This window comes from Kitasatospora phosalacinea (genome assembly GCF_030268885.1).
GTDB lineage: Bacteria > Actinomycetota > Actinomycetes > Streptomycetales > Streptomycetaceae > Kitasatospora > Kitasatospora phosalacinea_C.
Genome location: NZ_BSSA01000017.1, coordinates 24,602 through 43,248, shown reverse-complemented (window position 1 = coordinate 43,248; position 18,647 = coordinate 24,602). Strand labels below are relative to the sequence as shown.

The 18,647-nt window shown below is 72.9% G+C and carries 15 protein-coding genes; 9 read left to right on the top strand and 6 right to left on the bottom strand.

Annotated features, from left to right (window positions below):
- Positions 1 to 146 precede the first annotated feature (146 nt).
- Positions 147 to 1,292, top strand: a complete 1,146-nt coding sequence (locus tag QSK52_RS23190; RefSeq protein WP_285738059.1) for a DUF2637 domain-containing protein — start codon at positions 147 to 149, stop codon at positions 1,290 to 1,292.
- An 86-nt stretch (positions 1,293 to 1,378) separates the two neighbouring features.
- On the opposite strand, the gene QSK52_RS23185 is transcribed toward QSK52_RS23190, so the two are convergent.
- Both QSK52_RS23185 and QSK52_RS23180 read right to left on the bottom strand, forming a co-directional pair.
- Positions 1,379 to 2,464 carry a DUF475 domain-containing protein gene (locus QSK52_RS23185; RefSeq protein WP_285738058.1) on the bottom strand — a complete coding sequence of 362 codons (1,086 nt, stop codon included), beginning with the start codon at positions 2,462 to 2,464 and terminating at the stop codon, positions 1,379 to 1,381.
- Between the two features lie 60 nt (positions 2,465 to 2,524).
- Positions 2,525 to 3,100 carry a TerD family protein gene (locus tag QSK52_RS23180; protein ID WP_033222315.1) on the bottom strand — a complete coding sequence of 192 codons (576 nt, stop codon included), beginning with the start codon at positions 3,098 to 3,100 and terminating at the stop codon, positions 2,525 to 2,527.
- Positions 3,101 to 3,517: 417 nt separating this feature from the next.
- Between QSK52_RS23180 and QSK52_RS23175 the strand changes: the two genes are divergently transcribed.
- The gene (locus QSK52_RS23175) at positions 3,518 to 5,962 is read left to right on the top strand and encodes a protein kinase domain-containing protein (protein ID WP_285738057.1); all 2,445 of its coding nucleotides are present in this window, start codon (positions 3,518 to 3,520) and stop codon (positions 5,960 to 5,962) included.
- Positions 5,963 to 6,028: 66 nt separating this feature from the next.
- Here the strand turns inward: QSK52_RS23175 and QSK52_RS23170 are convergent, their stop codons facing one another.
- The 3 genes from QSK52_RS23170 to QSK52_RS23160 all read right to left on the bottom strand — a co-directional run bounded on the left by QSK52_RS23170 (position 6,029) and on the right by QSK52_RS23160 (position 7,840).
- Entirely contained in the window at positions 6,029 to 6,604 is a 576-nt protein-coding gene (locus QSK52_RS23170; protein ID WP_285738165.1) for a TerD family protein, read from the bottom strand.
- A gap of 137 nt (positions 6,605 to 6,741) precedes the next feature.
- A complete protein-coding gene (locus tag QSK52_RS23165) occupies positions 6,742 to 7,200 on the bottom strand; it encodes a peroxiredoxin (RefSeq protein WP_285738056.1) in 459 nt (152 codons plus the stop codon).
- A gap of 202 nt (positions 7,201 to 7,402) precedes the next feature.
- Positions 7,403 to 7,840 (bottom strand): DUF3052 domain-containing protein, encoded by a 438-nt coding sequence (locus tag QSK52_RS23160; RefSeq protein ID WP_285738055.1) that lies wholly within the window; start codon positions 7,838 to 7,840, stop codon positions 7,403 to 7,405.
- Between the two features lie 468 nt (positions 7,841 to 8,308).
- Between QSK52_RS23160 and aceE the strand changes: the two genes are divergently transcribed.
- Positions 8,309 to 11,059 carry a pyruvate dehydrogenase (acetyl-transferring), homodimeric type gene (gene aceE / locus QSK52_RS23155; protein ID WP_285738054.1) on the top strand — a complete coding sequence of 917 codons (2,751 nt, stop codon included), beginning with the start codon at positions 8,309 to 8,311 and terminating at the stop codon, positions 11,057 to 11,059.
- Between the two features lie 236 nt (positions 11,060 to 11,295).
- On the opposite strand, the gene QSK52_RS23150 is transcribed toward aceE, so the two are convergent.
- On the bottom strand, positions 11,296 to 12,864 hold the full coding sequence (locus QSK52_RS23150; protein WP_285738053.1) for an MFS transporter: 1,569 nt from the start codon (positions 12,862 to 12,864) through the stop codon (positions 11,296 to 11,298).
- Positions 12,865 to 13,069: 205 nt separating this feature from the next.
- Between QSK52_RS23150 and QSK52_RS23145 the strand changes: the two genes are divergently transcribed.
- The 6 genes from QSK52_RS23145 to QSK52_RS23120 all read left to right on the top strand — a co-directional run bounded on the left by QSK52_RS23145 (position 13,070) and on the right by QSK52_RS23120 (position 18,626).
- On the top strand, positions 13,070 to 13,735 hold the full coding sequence (locus tag QSK52_RS23145) for a TetR/AcrR family transcriptional regulator (RefSeq protein ID WP_285738052.1): 666 nt from the start codon (positions 13,070 to 13,072) through the stop codon (positions 13,733 to 13,735).
- 78 nt (positions 13,736 to 13,813) lie between these two features.
- On the top strand, positions 13,814 to 15,106 hold the full coding sequence (locus tag QSK52_RS23140) for a sensor histidine kinase (RefSeq protein WP_285738051.1): 1,293 nt from the start codon (positions 13,814 to 13,816) through the stop codon (positions 15,104 to 15,106).
- Positions 15,103 to 15,780, top strand: a complete 678-nt coding sequence (locus tag QSK52_RS23135; protein WP_285738050.1) for a response regulator — start codon at positions 15,103 to 15,105, stop codon at positions 15,778 to 15,780. Before QSK52_RS23140 ends, QSK52_RS23135 begins: the two co-directional genes overlap by 4 nt.
- A 115-nt stretch (positions 15,781 to 15,895) precedes the next feature.
- On the top strand, positions 15,896 to 17,005 hold the full coding sequence (locus QSK52_RS23130; protein ID WP_285738049.1) for an alpha/beta hydrolase: 1,110 nt from the start codon (positions 15,896 to 15,898) through the stop codon (positions 17,003 to 17,005).
- A 29-nt stretch (positions 17,006 to 17,034) separates the two neighbouring features.
- Complete coding sequence (locus QSK52_RS23125; protein WP_285738048.1) at positions 17,035 to 18,249, top strand: acyltransferase family protein; 1,215 nt, start codon at positions 17,035 to 17,037, stop codon at positions 18,247 to 18,249.
- Between the two features lie 41 nt (positions 18,250 to 18,290).
- Positions 18,291 to 18,626, top strand: a complete 336-nt coding sequence (locus tag QSK52_RS23120; RefSeq protein WP_285738047.1) for an MmcQ/YjbR family DNA-binding protein — start codon at positions 18,291 to 18,293, stop codon at positions 18,624 to 18,626.
- The last annotated feature ends 21 nt before the right edge of the window (positions 18,627 to 18,647 follow it).

The window sequence follows — 18,647 nt, the reverse complement described above, 5'->3', positions numbered from 1 at the left end:
CAGGAGCCCGGCGCGCCCCGCTGGCAGAGGGTTCGTCACTCCCGTACGATGCCTGCCCCCCGGACGCGATATCGTCTCTCCGCACAGGTGTACCGTGCGTCACCTCTCTTCCCCCTGCCCTGCGGAAAGCCGAGGCCCTCCCCGCGATGAACCTCTCCTCCATACAGCTGGTCTGGGCCGTGGTAGGCGGTGCAGCCCTGCTGTTCACCGCCATCCTGGTGGCCTTCCTGCGCTTCAAGAACAACAAGTCGACCGACGGCACCTCGACCGGCGACTCCTGGGAGCGCAGCGAGGAGCGCCGCCGCCGCAAGGAGGCCATCTACGGCGGCGCGTCGTACGTGCTGCTGTTCTGCTGCGCCGGCGTGGCCGCCGCGCTGTCGTTCCACGGCCTGGTCGGTTTCGGCCAGCAGAACCTGAACCTGTCCGGCGGTTGGGAGTACCTCGTCCCGTTCGGCCTGGACGGCGCCGCGATGTTCTGCTCGGTGCTCGCCGTCCGCGAGGCCAGCCACGGTGACGCCGCGCTCGGTTCCCGCATGCTGGTGTGGCTGTTCGCGGTCGCCTCGGCCTGGTTCAACTGGGTGCACGCGCCGCGCGGCGGTGCGCACGACGGCGCCCCGCAGTTCTTCGCGGGCATGTCGATCTCGGCGGCCGTGCTGTTCGACCGGGCGCTGAAGCAGACCCGCCGGGCCGCGCTGCGCGAGCAGGGCCTGGTGCCCCGCCCGCTGCCGCAGATCCGGGTGGTCCGCTGGCTGCGCGCCCCGCGCGAGACCTACGCGGCCTGGTCGCTGATGCTGCTGGAGAACGTCCGCAGCCTGGACGAGGCCGTCGAGGAGGTGCGCGAGGAGCGCCAGGCGAAGCTGGACGCGAAGCTGCGCGCCCGCAGCGCCGACCGCCGCGAGCGGGCCGAGCTGAAGGCGATCGCCCGGCAGGGCGGCGTGCTGGCCCGGGCCCGGCACGCCCGCCAGGTGCCCGCGCTGGCCGCGGCCGGCAGCGACGCCCCGTCCACGACGGAGCCTGCCCTAGCCCCGGAGGAGACCACCCTCGACCGGGTGAGCGCCTCCGCCCTGGAGCCCGCCGCCCTGAACGCCGGCCGCCGCCCCCGCGCCGCCGTCGAGTCCACCAGCAGCTCCTCCTCGTCGAGCAGCAGCGACGGTTCCTCCTCGTACGGTTCCTCGTACTCCTCCCCGTACTCCTCCAGCGTCGACCTGACGATGGACGAGGACACCCTGTCGATGCCGAAGCTGGACTCGCTGGAGCGCAAGCTCCGGGCGATCGAGCAGCAGCTCGGCTGAGCAGCGCCGCACGCAGCGAGAGAGCCGCGCCCGCCGGGGAATCCCCCGGCGGGCGCGGCTCTCGGCGTTCGCGGCGAGGACGGGCGCTAGCCCTCCGCGCCCGCGCCCTCCAGCGCCTGCTGGCGCTTGTTGCGGACCATCGAGGAGGCCAGGGCAGCGCCGATGAAGGCGACGCCGATCAGGCCGGTGACGATCTCCGGGATGTGGTACTTGATCGAGGCGAGCAGGATCAGCGCCAGCGCACCGATCGCGTAGTGCGCGCCGTGCTCCAGGTACACGTAGTCGTCCAGGGTGCCCTTGCGGACCAGGAAGACCGTCAGCGACCGGATGTACATGGCGCCGATGCCGAGGCCCAGGGTGATCTGGAAGATGTCCTGGGAGATCGCGAACGCGCCGACCACGCCGTCGAAGGAGAAGGACGCGTCGAGGACCTCCAGGTAGATGAAGAGGAAGAACGCGGCCTTGCCGCCGACCTGGACGATCGACTTGCCGGTGCGCTCGGCCTCCTCCTCGGCCTCCTGCTGCTCCTCCAGGCCGGACTCGAAGACCTCGGAGAGGCCGTTGACGGCGAGGTAGGTGGCCAGGCCGCAGAGACCGGCCAGCAGCACCGTCTCGGCGCGGTCACCGGCGAAGAAGCGGGAGGACAGGGCGAGCACCACCAGGGCGATGACCGAGGAGAGCGCGTCCAGCCTGCCGATCTTCTCCAGCGGCTTCTCCAGCCAGCGCAGCCAGTTGAAGTCCTTCTCCTCGAAGATGAAGTCGAGGAAGATCATCAGCAGGAAGATGCCGCCGAAGGCCGCGATGGCCGGGTTGGCCATGTCCAGGTACTCGGCGTAGGTGTGGCCGTCGTGGGTCTTGCTGGAGTCGAGCGCCAGCGAGATGACGGTGCCGGGGCTGAGGTGCGCGGTCAGGCCGACGACCAGCAGCGGGAAGACCAGCCGCATGCCGAAGACCGCGATCAGCACGCCGACCGTCAGGAACAGCTTCTGCCAGAAGGCGTTCATCCGCTTGAGGACGGTCGCGTTGACGACGGCGTTGTCGAAGGAGAGGGAGATCTCGAGGATCGAGAGGATCAGGACGACGCCGAATCCTTCGGCCCCCCAGATCAGGCCGGCGGCGATCAGGCCGGCGATCGTGATGGCGAAGGACCATCCGAACGTACGGAGGAACACGGGGTCAGCTACCTTTCTGGCTGCCGGAATCGACCCGTTCCGGACTTGACTGTGGTGCGGTTACTGGACGTTGACGCCGAAGTCGAGCGCGATGCCCCGCAGGCCGGAGGCGTAGCCCTGGCCGACCGCCCGGAACTTCCACTCGCCCTGGTAGCGGTACAGCTCGCCGAAGATCATGGCGGTCTCGCTGGACGCGTCCTCGGAGAGGTCGTAGCGGGCGATCTCGCTGCCGTCGGCCAGGTTGACCACCCGGATGTAGGCGTTGGAGACCTGGCCGAAGCTCTGCAGCCGGGCGTCGGCGTCGTAGATGGAGACGGCGAACACGACCTTGTCGATCTGCACGGGCACCAGGTCGAGGTGCACCTGCACGACCTCGTCGTCGCCGTCCCCGTCGCCGGTGAGGTTGTCGCCCTGGTGCTCGACCGAGCCCTCGGGGCTGCGCAGGTTGTTGTAGAACACGAAGTACTCGTCGCCGATGACCCGGCCGCCGGAGCACAGCAGCGCGCTGGCGTCCAGGTCGAAGGGCGCGCCGGTGGTGGACCGGGCGTCCCAGCCGAGGCCGATCTGCACCTGCGTCAGGTTCGGCGCGGCCTTGGTCAGCGAGACGTTCCCGCCCTTGGCGAGGGTGACGGACATCGGACTTCCTCCCAGCTCCCGTCTCCGGGGCTCCCGGGGTGTGCACCGCTGGTCTGCCGTCGACCGCCCGGGAGGGCCGACGGGGCGCGCCCGGCGGACGCACCCCAAGAGATCTACGCCCCCGAGCGGCCGTGCAGTGCTGCACACCCGACTGAACTTCCTGAACTCCGTTCCCCACCCGGCCCGGTCGTCCCGCCGGACGGCGGCGGACCACCCCGTGCGCGCACCCGGCCGGTGTGCGGATCGTGGCCGAATCTATCAAGCGCCCACGGCCCGGCCCGCCGCCCGCGCCCCGGCCCGGAGCGGCCGGAGGGCGGCCGGAATCCCGCCGGAACCCGGCCGGTACGCTGCCGGGACCGCCGGACGAACCATCGCGCGGCACCACGTACACGGACGAACAGAGGGAGCACGGTAGCGATGCCGTTCGAACCGCTCGACCGCACCGACCCCGAGTCGGTCGGCCCCTACCACCTGCTGGCCAGACTCGGCGTCGGCGGCATGGGCCGGGTGTACCTGGCCCGCTCGGCCGGCGGCCGGACGGTCGCGGTCAAGGTGGTCCGCGCCGACCTCGCCGGGGACGCCGACTTCCGCGAGCGCTTCCGCCGCGAGGTGTCCGCCGCGCGGTCCGTCGGCGGCACCTTCACCGCGCCGGTGGTGGACGCCGACCGGGACGGCGAGTCGCCCTGGCTGGCCACCGCGTACGTGCTCGGCCCGGCGCTGGACGACGCGGTGCGCGGCCACGGGCCGCTGCCGGTGGAGACCGTGCGCACCCTCGGCGTGGGCCTGGCCCAGGCACTGTCCGCGATCCACGCGGCCGGGCTGGTGCACCGCGACCTCAAGCCGTCCAACGTGCTGCTGGCCGCCGACGGCCCCCGGGTGATCGACTTCGGCATCGCCCGGGCGCTGGACGGCGACCGGATGACCTCCACCGGCGTGGTGGTCGGCTCGCCCGGGTTCATGAGCCCCGAGCAGGCCGCCGGACGCCGCCTGGGCCCGGCGGGCGACGTGTTCTCGCTCGGCTCGGTGCTGGTCTACGCCGCCACCGGCCACGGCCCGTTCGACCACGCCGAGGACGGCGGCTCCCCGTCCGCGGCCTCGCTGCTGTACCGGGTGGTGCACGACGAGCCCGACCTGTCCGGGCTGCCCGAGCAGCTGCGGCCCGCGGTGGCCGCCTGCCTGGCCAAGGACCCGGACGCCCGCCCGACCCCGGCCGAACTCGGCGCGCTGCTGGGCGAGCCGGTCGCCCCGGCCCGCTCCGGCTGGCTGCCGGTCGCGCTGGCCTCGGACATCGCCACCCACGCCGCCGAGGTGATGGACCTGGAGGCCCCGGTCCGCCCCGCCGACCCGCGGCGGGCCGCCGCCGCCGCGCCCGCCGTCCCCACCCCCACCGAGGTCTCCCCCGCCGAACCCCGCCAGCCCGCAGAGCCCGCCGAGCCCGCCGACCGCGGCACCGTCCGCCTGCGCGCCACCGACGCCCCGCCGCCCGCGCGCCCGGCACCCACGCACCCGGCGGCCGGGGCCGCCGCGGTGGCCGGGCACCCCACCGCGCCGATCGGCGCCGCCCCGGCCGCCGGGAGCCCCCGCCCGTCCCGCCGGGCGCTGCTGCTGGGCGGCGGCGCGGTGGTGCTGGCCGGTGCGGGCGGCCTGACCGCCTGGGCGCTGGGCGGCTCGAAGCAGGACCCGGCCCCGCAGCCGGCCCCGCCGACCGGCGGCACCGCCTCCCCGGCCGCCGCGTCGAGCGCCGCCCCGAGCCGCGCCCCCGGCATGCCCCCGGCCCCGCTGTGGACGTACCGGACCGAGGCGAGCAACGCCGGCAGCCTCGGCATGGCCTTCTCCCCCGGCCTGCTGCACCTCGGCAACGCCGACCTGATCGCGGTGAACCTGGCCGACGGCAAGGAGAAGTGGATCACCAAGGACGCGATGGCCTACAACCTGGCCTGCGCGGGCGGCACGATCAGCTACGGCACCGTCGCCGACCTGATCACGGTGGACGCCGCCACCGGCACCGTGCTGTGGAAGTACCGGGCCGAGCGCGGCAAGCCGAACGGCACCCAGATCGCCTCGGACACGGTGCTGAACGCCGACGACCGCGCCGTGTACGCGATGTGCTCCTACCTGCAGATGGACGACAAGGGCATGCCCGACATGGGCGCCAGGACCGGCAAGGGCATCATGGCGCTGTCCCGCAAGGACGGCTCGATGCTGTGGAACCAGCACCGCCAGCAGACCGCCGACTACACGGTCAGCTCCGACCTGACCGCCGACACCCTGCTCTACACCGACAGCAAGGAGAACCTGGTCGCCCGCTCGCTGGCCGACGGCACCCAGACCTGGTTCGCCACCACCAACTCCCGCTCGGCGTACCAGCCGGTGCTGCAGGACGGCCTGGTGTTCTGCTCGGTCGACCCGAACGGCATCCAGGGCGTGCGGGTCGCCGACGGCAAGCAGGTCTGGGCGAAGACCTCGGACCGCTCGACCCGGATGTGGTACTCGGCGCCCGCGGCGGGCAAGCACGTCGTGTACTCGATCCTCGGCGGGATGACCCTGACCTACCAGGGCACCACCTACACCCCGACCGCCCCGACCCGGGTGGTGGCCTTCAACGCCGCCGACGGCGCCGAGCTGTGGCACCTGGAGCTGCCCACCGAGGTCTCGATGGACACCAACCCGGTGCTGGTCAGGGACACCCTGTTCGTGCCCACCGCCGACCACGGCATCTACGCCGTCGACGTGGTGAACCACAAGGTCCGCTGGGTCTTCCAGACCAACGCGGGCGCCGAGCTGCCCTGGCACCTGGCGGCCGGCGAGGACCTGCTGATCGCCGTCCAGGGCAACCAGGTGATGGCCCTGCCGCCCGAGTGAGAAGCGCGGGAACGCGACGGGCCGGGGCCGCGAACGGCCCCGGCCCGCGCCGGACGTGACGTCCGGTCAGACGTTGACGCCGAAGTCCTGGGCGATGCCGCGCAGGCCGGAGGCGTAGCCCTGGCCGATGGCGCGGAACTTCCACTCGGCGCCGTTGCGGTAGAGCTCGCCGAAGACCATCGCGGTCTCGGTCGAGGCGTCCTCGGAGAGGTCGTAGCGGGCGATCTCGGCGCCGCCCGCCTGGTTCAGCACCCGGATGAACGCGTTGCGGACCTGGCCGAAGCTCTGCTGCCGGTTCTCCGCGTCGTAGATCGACACCGGGAAGACGATCTTGGCGACGTCGGCCGGGACGGCGGCCAGGTTCACCTTGATCTGCTCGTCGTCGCCCTCGCCCTCGCCGGTGAGGTTGTCGCCGGTGTGCTCGACCGAGCCGTCGGCGCTCTTCAGGTTGTTGAAGAAGATGAAGTCGGCGTCGGAGCGGACCCTGCCCTGCTCGGTGCAGAGCAGCGCGCTGGCGTCCAGGTCGAAGTCCGTGCCGGTGGTGGTGCGCACGTCCCACCCGAGGCCGACGACCACGGCGGTCAGGCCGGGCGCCTCCTTGGTGAGCGAGACATTTCCGCCCTTGCTCAGGCTGACACCCACGTGGTCCTCCAAGAAGTCGGGTTCCCGATCCGTCAACGGCCCGATCGTAGTGCCGGGTTCCCGGCCCGCGGCGGCGACTCGGCCCGGCGGGCCGACGGAAGAATTCCGCCGACCCGCCGCGGGCGTCCGCGGGAGCGTCAGAGCGCGCCGAGGGCGGCCAGGTACTCCTGGGTGTCGCGGGCGTCCGGCAGCCCGTTCACGATGCTCCAGCGGACGGTGCCCTCCTTGTCGATGACGAAGGTGCCGCGCACCGCGCAGCCCTTCTCCTCGTTGAAGACGCCGTACGCCCGGGAGACCTCGCCGTGCGGCCAGAAGTCCGACAGCAGCGGGTACTCCAGGCCCTGCTGGTCGCCGAAGACCCGCAGCGAGAACGGCGAGTCGTTGGAGACCGCGAGCACCTGCACCTCGTCGTTCTGCAGGCGCGGCAGCTCCTTCTGGATCTCGCAGACCTCGCCGGTGCAGACGCCGGTGAAGGCGAACGGGTAGAAGACCAGGACGACGTTCTTCTCGCCGCGGAAGTCGGACAGCTTCACGGACTCGCCGTGCTGGTTCTTCAGCTCGAAGTCCGGGGCCTGGGTGCCGATCTCGATGCTCATGAGGGGGCCTTCCTGCCTCAACGGTGGTGCGGTCGCCACGATCCTCCCATCCGCCCGCTCCCGCTCGGCCGTCCGGGTGAGCGGGCCCGGCCGTCCGGGGCCCCTGTTCGCTCCGGGTGAACGGAGCGGACCGGACCGGAACGACGACGGGCCCCGTCGGCGGGTTCGCCGACGGGGCCCGTCGCGGGTCCCGGTCCGAAGGTCAGCGCTTGCCGGCCTTCGTGGCCTTCGGGGTGGCCAGGCGGGTGCCCGCCCAGTCCTTGGCGATCGCCACCGAGCTGGTCTGCGAGAGACCGGCGGTCTTCGCGGCGTCGGCGATCTCGTGCGCCTCCACGTGCCCGTCGCGGCCGGTCTTCGGGGTGAGCAGCCAGATCAGGCCGCCCTCCGCCAGGTACTCCAGGGCGTCGACCAGGGCGTCGGTGAGATCCCCGTCCTCGTCGCGGTGCCACAGCAGGACGCCGTCGGCGACGTCGTCGTAGTCCTCGTCGACGAGTTCGGTGCCAGTGATGTCCTCGATGCCCTCGCGGAGCTCCTGGTCACTGTCTTCGTCGTACCCGAGCTCCTGGATGATCTGGCCCTCTTCGAAGCCGAGACGAAGCGCCGGGTTGGACTTGTCCGCGGGGTCCGCGGTCGCGCTCACGGGAATAACCTCCAGTATTCGGCCCGGCGTCCATGCCGGGGCTGTGGCCGTAGTCCACACGGGAGCGGCGGTTCGCGCAAGTACCCGACCCCCGATCCCACCCAAAGGTTGACGTGTCGCGGGGCGACACGCCGCCCACTGTGGTGGTGAACACACCCGTATGTCCCTGTCCGTACCGACAAGGATGCTTCGTCTCGTACCCCCGTGCAGCCCGTTCACCCGCCGTACGCCTGCCCGAGATGCGAACGGCATTCGGGTCCGGGCAGGGTGCGGGCGTAAAGTCTCCTGTTGGCCCTCATCCCGACCGGCCGCCATCGTCCGGCCGGGGTCCCAGGTCGGACCACCTCCTGACCGTCCCGTCCACCAGGCGGAACGGTTACCGATCGGTAGAGATGACGGATCTCCGAACGCGGTAGCACGATGGAGGCGGCGCGACAACTCAGTTTCGACCGACAGTGAAGGAACAGCGTGGCTTCCGGATCCGATCGCAACCCGATCATCATTGGCGGCCTCCCGAGCCAGGTCCCGGACTTCGATCCCGAGGAGACCGCGGAGTGGCTGGAGTCGCTTGACGCTGCCATCGACGAGCGGGGGCGCGAGCGTGCCCGCTACCTGATGCTGCGGCTGATCGAGCGCGCCCGCGAGAAGCGCGTAGCCGTGCCCGAGATGCGCAGCACGGACTACGTCAACACCATCGCCACCAAGGACGAGCCGTTCTTCCCCGGCAACGAGGAGATCGAGCGCAAGATCCTCAACGCGACGCGCTGGAACGCGGCCGTCATGGTCTCCCGCGCCCAGCGGCCCGGCATCGGCGTCGGCGGCCACATCGCCACCTTCGCCTCCTCCGCGTCCCTGTACGACGTGGGCTTCAACTACTTCTTCCGCGGCAAGGACGCCGACGGCGAGTCCGGCGACCAGGTCTTCTTCCAGGGCCACGCCTCGCCGGGCATCTACGCCCGCGCCTTCCTGCTGGACCGACTGACCGAGCAGCAGCTCGACGCGTTCCGCCAGGAGAAGTCCAAGGCGCCCTACGGCCTCTCCAGCTACCCGCACCCGCGGCTGATGCCGGACTTCTGGGAGTTCCCGACCGTCTCGATGGGCCTCGGCCCGCTCGGCGCGATCTACCAGGCCCGGATGAACCGCTACCTGGAGCACCGGGGCATCAAGGACACCTCCGACTCGCAGGTGTACGCCTTCCTCGGCGACGGCGAGATGGACGAGCCCGAGTCGCTCGGCCAGCTCTCGCTGGCGGCCCGCGAGGGCCTGGACAACCTGACCTTCGTGGTGAACTGCAACCTGCAGCGCCTGGACGGCCCGGTCCGCGGCAACGGCAAGATCATCCAGGAGCTGGAGTCGCAGTTCCGCGGCGCCGGCTGGAACGTGATCAAGCTGATCTGGGACCGCTCCTGGGACCCGCTGCTGGCCCAGGACCGCGACGGCGTCCTGGTCAACAAGCTGAACACCACCCCGGACGGCCAGTTCCAGACCTACGCCACCGAGTCGGGCGCGTACATCCGCGAGCACTTCTTCGGCGGCGACCTGCGCCTGCGCGCGATGGTCGAGAACATGACCGACCACCAGATCCAGCACCTGGGCCGCGGCGGCCACGACCACCGCAAGGTCTACGCCGCGTTCAAGGCCGCCCGCGAGCACAAGGGCCAGCCGACCGTCATCCTGGCGCAGACCGTCAAGGGCTGGACGCTGGGCCCCAACTTCGAGGGCCGCAACGCCACCCACCAGATGAAGAAGCTGACGGTCGAGGACCTGAAGCGCTTCCGCGACCGGCTGCACCTGCCGATCACCGACAAGCAGCTGGACGAGGGCTACCCGCCCTACTACCACCCGGGTCGCAACTCGGAGGAGATCCAGTACATGCACGACCGCCGGCAGGAGCTCGGCGGCTACGTGCCCACCCGCAAGGTGCGTCCGCGCAAGCTCGAACTGCCGGGCGACGACGCGTACAAGGCGGTCAAGAAGGGCTCCGGCAACCAGACCATCGCCACCACCATGGCGTTCGTCCGGGTGCTCAAGGACCTGATGCGCGACAAGGGCATCGGCAACCGCTTCGTGCCGATCGCGCCCGACGAGTACCGCACCTTCGGCATGGACTCGCTGTTCCCGTCCGCCAAGATCTACAACCCGCTCGGCCAGACCTACGAGTCGGTCGACCGCGAGCTGCTGCTGGCGTACAAGGAGTCCCCGTCCGGCCAGATGCTGCACGACGGCATCTCCGAGGCCGGCTGCACCGCCTCGCTGATCGCGGCCGGCTCCTCGTACGCGACGCACGGCGAGCCGCTGATCCCGGTGTACGTCTTCTACTCGATGTTCGGGTTCCAGCGCACCGGCGACCAGTTCTGGCAGATGTCCGACCAGCTGGCCCGCGGCTTCGTCATCGGCGCCACCGCCGGCCGCACCACCCTGACCGGCGAGGGCCTGCAGCACGCCGACGGCCACTCGCACCTGCTGGCCTCCACCAACCCCGCGGTGGTCGCCTACGACCCGGCCTACGGGTACGAGATCGCGCACATCGTCCAGGACGGCCTGCGCCGCATGTACGGCTCCTCCGCCGAGCACCCGCACGGCGAGGACGTCTTCTACTACATGACGGTCTACAACGAGCCGATCAAGATGCCCGCCGAGCCGGAGAACGTCGACGTCGACGGCATCCTCAAGGGCCTCTACAAGCTCAAGGACGGCGAGGGCGGCCAGATCCCGGCCCAGATCCTCGCCTCCGGCGTGGCCGTGCCGTGGGCCCTGGAGGCCCAGCGCGTCCTCGCCGAGGAGTGGAACGTCAAGGCGGACGTCTGGTCGGCGACCTCCTGGAACGAGCTGCGCCGCGACGCCGTCGAGGCGGAGGAGTTCAACCTGCTGCACCCCGAGGAGCCGCAGCGCGTCCCGTACGTGACCACCAAGCTCTCCGGGGCCGAGGGTCCGTTCGTGGCCGTCTCCGACTGGATGCGCGCCGTCCCGGACCAGATCTCCCGCTGGGTCCCCGGCCAGTACCAGTCCCTGGGCGCCGACGGCTTCGGCTTCGCCGACACCCGCGGCGCGGCCCGTCGCTTCTTCCACATCGACGCGCAGTCGATCGTCCTGGGCACGCTCACCGAGCTGGCCAAGCAGGGCAAGATCGACCGCTCGGCGCTGAAGGAGGCGATCGACCGCTACCAGCTGCTCGACGTGGCGGCGGCCGACCCGGGCGCCGCCGGCGGCGACGCGTAAGCACCGCCTAGCGCGAAGGTCCGCCCGGGGCAGGGATTTTCCCCCCGGGCGGACCTTTCCGTTCGTGCGTGGCCGCTCGCGCAGTTCCTCGCGCCCCTGACGGGCGCGGAGGTTCCACTGCTCCGCTCTCACCCCGCGCCCCGCAAGGGGCGCGGGGAACTGCGCGAGGAACCCCTGAGACAGCAGGATCCGCCCGGAGGAGAGGACTCCCTCTCCGGGCGGATACGCGTTGCGTGTCAGATGTGGACCGCGGGACCCGCCTCGTTCGCTCCGCGCTTGGTGAGCAGGCCCAGGCCCGCCGCCGCCAGGGCGACGACAGAGGCGACCACGAAGGCCGTGCCCATGCCGCTGACGAAGGAGGAGTGGACGGCGTCCGCCACGGTCGGCGGGACGTTCGGCGGGGCGATGCCGAGCTGGGCGAGCTGCTCGAGCTGCTCGCCGTCCGGGCCCGCGGGCAGCGGCTGGCCGGTCGCGGCCTGCCAGTTGCCGGGCAGCACGTCGGTGACCTTGGAGGCCATCACCGCGCCGAGGACGGCGGTGCCGAGGCTGCCGCCGACCTGCATCGCGGCCTGCTGCAGGCCGCCGGCCACGCCGGACAGCTCCAGCGGGGCGTTGCCGACGATGACCTCGGTGGCGCCGACCATGACGGGGCTGAGGCCCAGGCCCATCAGGACGAACCACAGGGCCATCACGCCGTTGCCGGAGTGGATGTCCAGGGTGGACATGCCGAGCATCGCCGCGGTGGTGAAGAGCATGCCCGCGACGATCGGGATGCGCGGCCCGATCTTGCCGATCAGGAAACCGGCCACCGGCGCGCCGACGATCATCATGCCGGTCATCGGGAGCAGGTGGACGCCCGCGTCGACCGGCGCCATCCCGTGCACGTTCTGCAGGTAGAAGGTGACGAAGAAGATGCCGCCGAAGAAGGCGAAGGCCATCAGCACCATCAGCAGGGTGCCGGCCGAGAGCGGCACCGAGCGGAACAGCGAGAGCGGGATCAGCGGTTCCCTGGCGTAGTTCTGCCAGACCGCGAAGAACACCAGGGCGAGCAGCGCGCCGCCGAGGAACAGCAGGGTGGCCGGGTCGGCCCAGCCCCAGGTCGGGGCCTTGATGATGCCCCAGACCAGCATGAACATCGCGCCGGAGAGCAGCACGATGCCGGGGACGTCGAAGGACTTGGCGGCGTTCTCGGCCCGGACGTCCTTGAGGATCAGCAGGCCCAGGACCAGGGCCATGACGCCGACCGGGACGTTGATGAAGAACACCGACTCCCAGTTGACGTGCTCGACCAGCAGGCCGCCGACGATCGGCCCGGCCGCGGTGGAGGCGCCGATGACGCCGCCCCAGATGCCGATGGCCATGTTGAGCTTGTCGGCGGGGAAGGCCCCGCGCAGCAGGCCGAGCGCGGCGGGCTGGAGCAGCGCGCCGAACAGGCCCTGCAGCACGCGGAAGAGGATCACCTGCTGGATCGATCCGGCGAAGCCGATCGCGGCGGAGGTGGCGGCGAAGCCGACCGCGCCGACCAGGAAGGTGGTCTTGTGGCCGAACCGGTCGCCGATCTTGCCCGCGGTGATCAGGAAGACCGCGAGGGCCAGCAGGTAGCCGGAGGTGACCCACTGGATGTCGGCGGGCGAGGCGTGCAGGTCCTGCTGGATGGCCGGGTTGGCGATGGCGACGACGGTGCCGTCGAGGGCGACCATCATGACGCCGACGGCGACGGTGAGCAGCGTCAGCCAGGGGTGGCCCCGGAGCCTGCCGCCCGCGGCCGGGGCCGCTTCCTTGTCGAGTACTACGGACTGGCTCATGTCTCGGGAGCTCCCCGTTCGTGTGGTGCGGCCGGGCCGCGCTGGAACGAAAGGCGGCGGTGCCCGGCCCTCACGCCCGTCCCCACGAGCTCCACGACGAACGGGCACCGCCCTCGCGGAACATTATGTCAGCCGCTGACATTCGACAAACGGTGACTCCTGTCACCTGCTGCCATCTAGCCACCGCGGCGCTATCGTTGGCCCCATGGCCACCCCCACCACCGCCGCCGACCCGCAGTCCGTCGGCCTGCGCGAACGCAAGAAGCGGCGCACCCGGGACGCCCTGGTCGACGCCGCCCACCGGCTCTTCCTCTGCCACGGCTACGGGCGCACCACCGTGGACGAGATCGCCTCCGAGGTGGAGGTCTCCCAGCGCACCTTCTTCCGGTACTTCGCCAACAAGGAGGAAGTCGCCCTCGCCGTGCTGGCCGAGGCCGAGGCGGCCTTCCTGGAGTTCCTGCGCGCCCGCCCGGCCGAGGAGAACCCGCTGGAGGCGATGCGCGGCGCCGTCCGCGAGGTCTGGCAGGCCGTCGACCGCGGGCAGGGCGGCGGGCCGGACAGCGGGCCGGCCGCGCTGGAGCTGTTCGAGCTGATCGAGTCCACCCCGACGCTGCTCGCCGCGCACCTGCGGCACTCCATCCAGCAGGAGGTCGAGGTCGCCCGGATCCTCGCCGACCGCGAGGGCCTCGACCCGGCCGTCGACCTGCGCCCCCGGCTGCTCGCCGCCGTGTTCGGCACCGTGGTGCGGCTCTCGCACCTCTCCTACGCCGCCGACCCGGACGCCCACCGGCACTCGATGGACGGCATGCTGGCCCTGATCGAGCGCCACTTCGACCAGCTGGGCCCGGCGCTGGCCGGCTCCTGGCGCTGACCCCCTACCGGGGTAGCACCCCGGACGCGCTACCGCAGGGTGAGGACACCGGCCCGCCCCCGTCCTACCCTCGGCCCGGTGACCCCCTGGAAAGAGTTCCTCCGCGCCCTCACCGAACCCCTCGACGACCACCGCCCGCCGCTGGCGACGGCCCGTCGCAGATGGGTCCGGATGCTCCCGTACGCGCTGGTGCTGACCGCGGTGGCCGCCCTGCTGCCCACCGGGATCGTGTCGCTCACCCGGTTCTACGGGGTGGGGCCCTCGCTGGCCACCGCGCTGGCCGCGGTGCAGTCCGGGGCGCTGGTCCTGGCGCTGACCCGGCCGCTGCTGGCCTGGCAGCTGGTCGCGCCGTCGGTGCTGGTCGGCGCGGCCGTCACGCACGGCGCCGCCGCCGAGCAGCCCTGGCCGTGGCCGGTGACCACGCTGCTGTCGTACCTGTTCCTGATGGTGCTGCTGGCGGTCCGCGAGCGCGGTCGCACCCTGCTCGCCGTCTGGGTCGTCACCTTCCTCGCGGGCAGCCTGAGCTGGACGGTCTTCAACGCGCACTTCGACGGCACCTCGGTGGTGGTCGCCGCGCTGTCCGGGGCGGTCCTGCTGCTCGGCTGGAGCCTGCGCGGGCGCGGCGAGGCCCAGCGGCTGCTCGCCGAGCAGGAGCAGATCTCCGGGACCGAGCGGGCCCGGCGCACCCTGCTGGAGGAGCGCGCCCGGATCGCCCGCGAGCTGCACGACGTGGTCGCCCACCACATGTCGGTGATCACCGTCCAGGCGGACAGCGCCCCGTACCGGATCGAGGGCCTGCCCCCGGCCGCCGTCGAGGAGTTCGGGCAGATCGCCGCCGCCGCCCGCGGCTCGCTCGCCGAGATGCGCCGCCTGCTGGGGGTGCTGCGGGCCGACGGGGGCGCTCCCGACAAGGCGCCGCAGCCCGGGCTGGCCGACCTGCCGAAGCTGCTGGCCACCGCCGGGCAGGCCGGGGTGCGGGCCGAACTCGCCGTCGCGGACGGGGTGGCGGCGCTCGGGCCGGTGCCGGACGCGGTCGCGCTGTCCGCGTACCGGATCGTCCAGGAGGCGCTGGCCAACGTCGTCCGGCACGCCCCCGGCGCCACCGCCGAGGTCCGGCTCTCCGCCGCGGACGGCGCGCTCGCCCTGTCCGTCCGCAACGGTCCGCCGCCCGGCCGGTCCGCCGCCGTGGAGACCTCCGGCGGCACCGGGCAGGGTCTCGTCGGAATGCGCGAGCGCGTCCGCCTGCTGGCTGGCACCCTGGACACCGGCCCGACCGCCGACGGCGGCTACCGGGTGAGCGCCGTCCTGCCGCTGGACGGCACCGGCCCGGGCCCGGGCACCGGCACGGATCCAGGGGAGAGCACCGCATGACCATCCGCGTCCTGATCGCCGACGACCAGGCGATGGTCCGCGCCGGGTTCGCCGCCCTGCTCAGCGCCCAGAGCGACATCGACGTGGTCGGCGACGCGGCCGACGGCCGGCAGGCCCTGGAGGTCAGCGGCCGCACGCACCCCGACGTGGTCCTGATGGACGTCCGGATGCCCGAGATGGACGGCCTGGAGGCCGCCCGCCGCCTGCTCGACCCGCCGCCCGGCGCGGTGCACCGGCCGCGCGTGCTGATGCTCACCACCTTCGACGTCGACGACTACGTGTACGAGGCGCTGCGGGCGGGCGCCAGCGGCTTCCTGCTCAAGGACGCCCCGCCCGCCGACCTGATCGCCGCCGTCCGGGTGGTCGCCGCGGGCGACGCGCTGCTCGCGCCCTCGGTGACCCGCCGCCTGATCGCCGACTTCGCCCGCCACCGCCCCGCGCCGCGCCGCGACCCGCGGCTGCGCCTGAACGGACTCACCCCGCGCGAGACCGAGGTCCTCGAACTCATCGCCCGCGGCCTGTCCAACCAGGAGATCGCCGCCCACCTCGTGCTGGCCGAACAGACCGTCAAGACCCACGTCGGCCGCATCCTCGCCAAGCTCGAGCTGCGCGACCGCGCCCAGGCCGTCGTCCTCGCCTACGAGAGCGGCCTGGTCCAGCCCGGCGCGCAGTAGGGCGCACCGCCTGCCCCTCCGGTATGACCCCGGGGTTGGCTCCGCGGGGTGACGCCCCCGCGCCCGTCCCGTTCCTACCTTCCTCCCCGTTGCCGAACGAGCGGAGGAGGAGCGGATGTCGTCGCGTCTGCGTCGTGGGACGGCCGTGGCCGGGCTGGTGCTGGCCGCGGTGCTGGGGGTGGGGTCGTGGGCGTCGCCGGACGCGCAGACGCCGCTGACGGGGCCGCCGCCGGGGGCGGCGGCTTGGACGGCGGACACCACGCTGGGGGTGCGGCTGCCCGACCCGGGGAGGGCCTCGCCGGAGGAGGTCGCCGCGTTCTTCGCGGGCCTGCCGCCGGCGCAGCGCGAGTCCCTGGCGGTGCGCCACCCGCAGGTGGTGGGGAACCTGGACGGCGCCCCGGTGGCGCTGCGGCTGCGGGCCAACGCGCTGGCCGTCGAGGAGGAACGGGACCGGCAGCGGGCCCGGGCCGGGGACGCCGCGCTGCCGTCCGCGGAGCGCGCCGCGGCCGCCGCGGGGGCCGACCGCTACGCGGGGCTGGCGCAGCGCCGCCTGCTGGCGTTCGACCCGCGCGGGCGGGGCCAGGTCGCCGAGGTGTTCGGCGACCTGGAGCACGACGGGCGGGCGGCGGTCCTGGTGCCGGGCTCGGACGTCGACCTGGCGACCTACGACCGCCCCTCGGCCACGGGGTACGACACGCCCGCCGGGATGGCCCGGGCGCTGCGCGCGGCCGGGGGCGACCGGGTCGCGGTGGTGGTCTGGGTGGGCTACACGACGCCGGTCGGCCTGGGGGTGGACGCGGCCCGGGAGGAGCTCGCCGAGGCGGGCGCGCGGCGACTCGACCGGCTGGTGCGGGGGTTGGCGCCGGTGACCGGCCGGGTCGAGCTGTTCTGCCACTCGTACGGGTCGGTGGTGTGCGGGCGCTCGGCGCCGGACCCGGCGCTGGTCGCGGGGGTGGTGGCGGTGGCCTCGCCGGGGATGGGCCTGGAGCGGGCGGACGAGCTGCGGGTGCCGGTGTGGGCGGTGCGCCGCAACGCCGAGGACTGGATCGGCGACGTGCCGAACGTCTCGCTGCTCGGCTTCGGCCACGGCGCCGACCCGACCTCGGGCGGCTTCCGCGCCCGGCTGCTGCCGTCCACCGGTTCGCACGGCCACAGCGGCTACTTCGCGCCGGGTTCGGCCTCCCTCGCGGCCTTCGCCGCGCTCGCCCTCACCGCCACCGCCTGACCTCCCGTCAGCGACTCCTGGAGACCTCCGTGACGACCTCCCTGACCCGACTGCGCCGCGCCGCCGCGCAGGTCGACGCGCAGACCCCCGCCACCCGCGACCGCGCCCTGGACGGGCTGCGCGCCCTGGCCCTGCTGTCCGTCCCGGTGGGCCACTGGCTGCTGGGCGGGTTCGACTCCTCCGGCGGGGTGCTGCACAACGCCAGCCCGCTGGGGGCGCTGCCGTTCATGGCGCCGCTGAGCTGGCTGCTGCAGATGCTGGGGGTGTTCTTCCTGGTGGGCGGCCGGGCCTCGGCGCTGTCGCTGCGCCGGGCGGCCGACCGCGGGGTGCCGGTGCGTGCGTGGCTGCGCGGCCGGGTGCTGCGGCTGGTGCGCCCGGTGCTGGGGGTGGCGGCGGTGTGGGCGGCGCTGGTGCCGCTGCTGCACGCGCTGGGCGTGCCGGACGCGACGGTGCGCACGGGCGCGGTGCTGATGGTGCAGCCGCTCTGGTACGTCGCGATGTACCTGGTGCTGACCGTGCTGACCCCGCTGTGCGTCAAGTTCGGTGCCTGGTCCCGCGGTTGGGGCTCGGCCGGACTGATGGCGGCGGTCGCGGCGGTGGACCTGCTGCGGTACGGGCCGTGGGGCGCCTCGATGCCGGGCTGGCTGAGCCTGCTGAACCTGCTGCCGGGCTGGCTGTTCGCGTACCAGCTGGGCGTGGACTGGGCGCACGGGCGGCTGACCCGGGCGGGGGCGAAGCTGCTGGCACTGGGCGGGGCGGCGCTGTTCGCGGTGCTGCTGCTGGTGTTCCACTACCCGGCGAGCATGGTGGGCGTGCCGGGCGCGGCCCGGACCAACTCGCACCCGCCGTCCCTGCTGGTGCTGGCGCTGGCCTCGGTGCAGGGCGGCGTCGCGGTGCTGCTGAAGGACCGGCTGGGCCGGGCGCTGCGGCGGCCGCTGCTGTGGCTGCCGGTGGTGGTGGTCAACCTGGGGGCGATGACGATCTTCTGCTGGCACCAGAGCGCGATGTTCCTGACGGCGCTGGCGGGTTCGCACCTGGGCGCGCTGCCGGGCCTGACCACCGCCCCGGACTCGGGCGCCTGGGCGCTGGCCCGGCTGGCCTGGCTGCCGGTGTTCGGCGCGGTGCTGGCGCTGATCGGCCGGTGGGCCCGGCGCTTCGACGCCCCGTGGCCGTCCCGGACGTGGCGGGCGGTGGCGGGCGCGGGCGCGGCGCTGTTCGCGGTGTACGCCCTGGGCGCGGTCTGACCCCGCGTCAACTGTCGGCGGCGGCGCCTATCCTGGCGCGCATGGCGAGCTTCGAGGAACTGACCGCGCTGGCCCTGGCGCTGCCGGGCACCCACCAGGAGGAGACCTGGGAGCAGGTCACGCTGCGGGCGGGGCGGAAGATCTTCGCGATGGGCCGGCCGGAGTCGGGCGAGGCGGTCGTGAAGGCCGCCCCGGCCGAGCAGGCCGAGTTGGTCGCGGCCGCGCCCGGGGTGTACTCGGTGGCGCCGTACACCGGCCGGTTCGGCTGGGTGCGGGTGCAGCTGGCCGGGCTGGAGCCGGACGAACTGCGCGAACTGCTCACCGACGCCTGGCGTTCGGTCGCCCCGAAGCGGGTGGTGAAGGAGTACGACGGGTAGCGTCCGGGCGAATGTGACGGG

Coding starts and splice junctions, on each gene's coding strand:
- QSK52_RS23145 (WP_285738052.1), top strand. CDS start 13,070: ATGGCCACCCCCACCACCGCCGCCGACCCGCAGTCCGTCGGCCTGCGC.
- QSK52_RS23175 (WP_285738057.1), top strand. CDS start 3,518: ATGCCGTTCGAACCGCTCGACCGCACCGACCCCGAGTCGGTCGGCCCC.
- QSK52_RS23180 (WP_033222315.1), bottom strand. CDS start 3,100: ATGTCCGTCACCCTCGCCAAGGGCGGGAACGTCTCGCTGACCAAGGCC.
- QSK52_RS23190 (WP_285738059.1), top strand. CDS start 147: ATGAACCTCTCCTCCATACAGCTGGTCTGGGCCGTGGTAGGCGGTGCA.
- QSK52_RS23120 (WP_285738047.1), top strand. CDS start 18,291: ATGGCGAGCTTCGAGGAACTGACCGCGCTGGCCCTGGCGCTGCCGGGC.
- QSK52_RS23165 (WP_285738056.1), bottom strand. CDS start 7,200: ATGAGCATCGAGATCGGCACCCAGGCCCCGGACTTCGAGCTGAAGAAC.
- QSK52_RS23135 (WP_285738050.1), top strand. CDS start 15,103: ATGACCATCCGCGTCCTGATCGCCGACGACCAGGCGATGGTCCGCGCC.
- QSK52_RS23130 (WP_285738049.1), top strand. CDS start 15,896: ATGTCGTCGCGTCTGCGTCGTGGGACGGCCGTGGCCGGGCTGGTGCTG.
- QSK52_RS23150 (WP_285738053.1), bottom strand. CDS start 12,864: ATGAGCCAGTCCGTAGTACTCGACAAGGAAGCGGCCCCGGCCGCGGGC.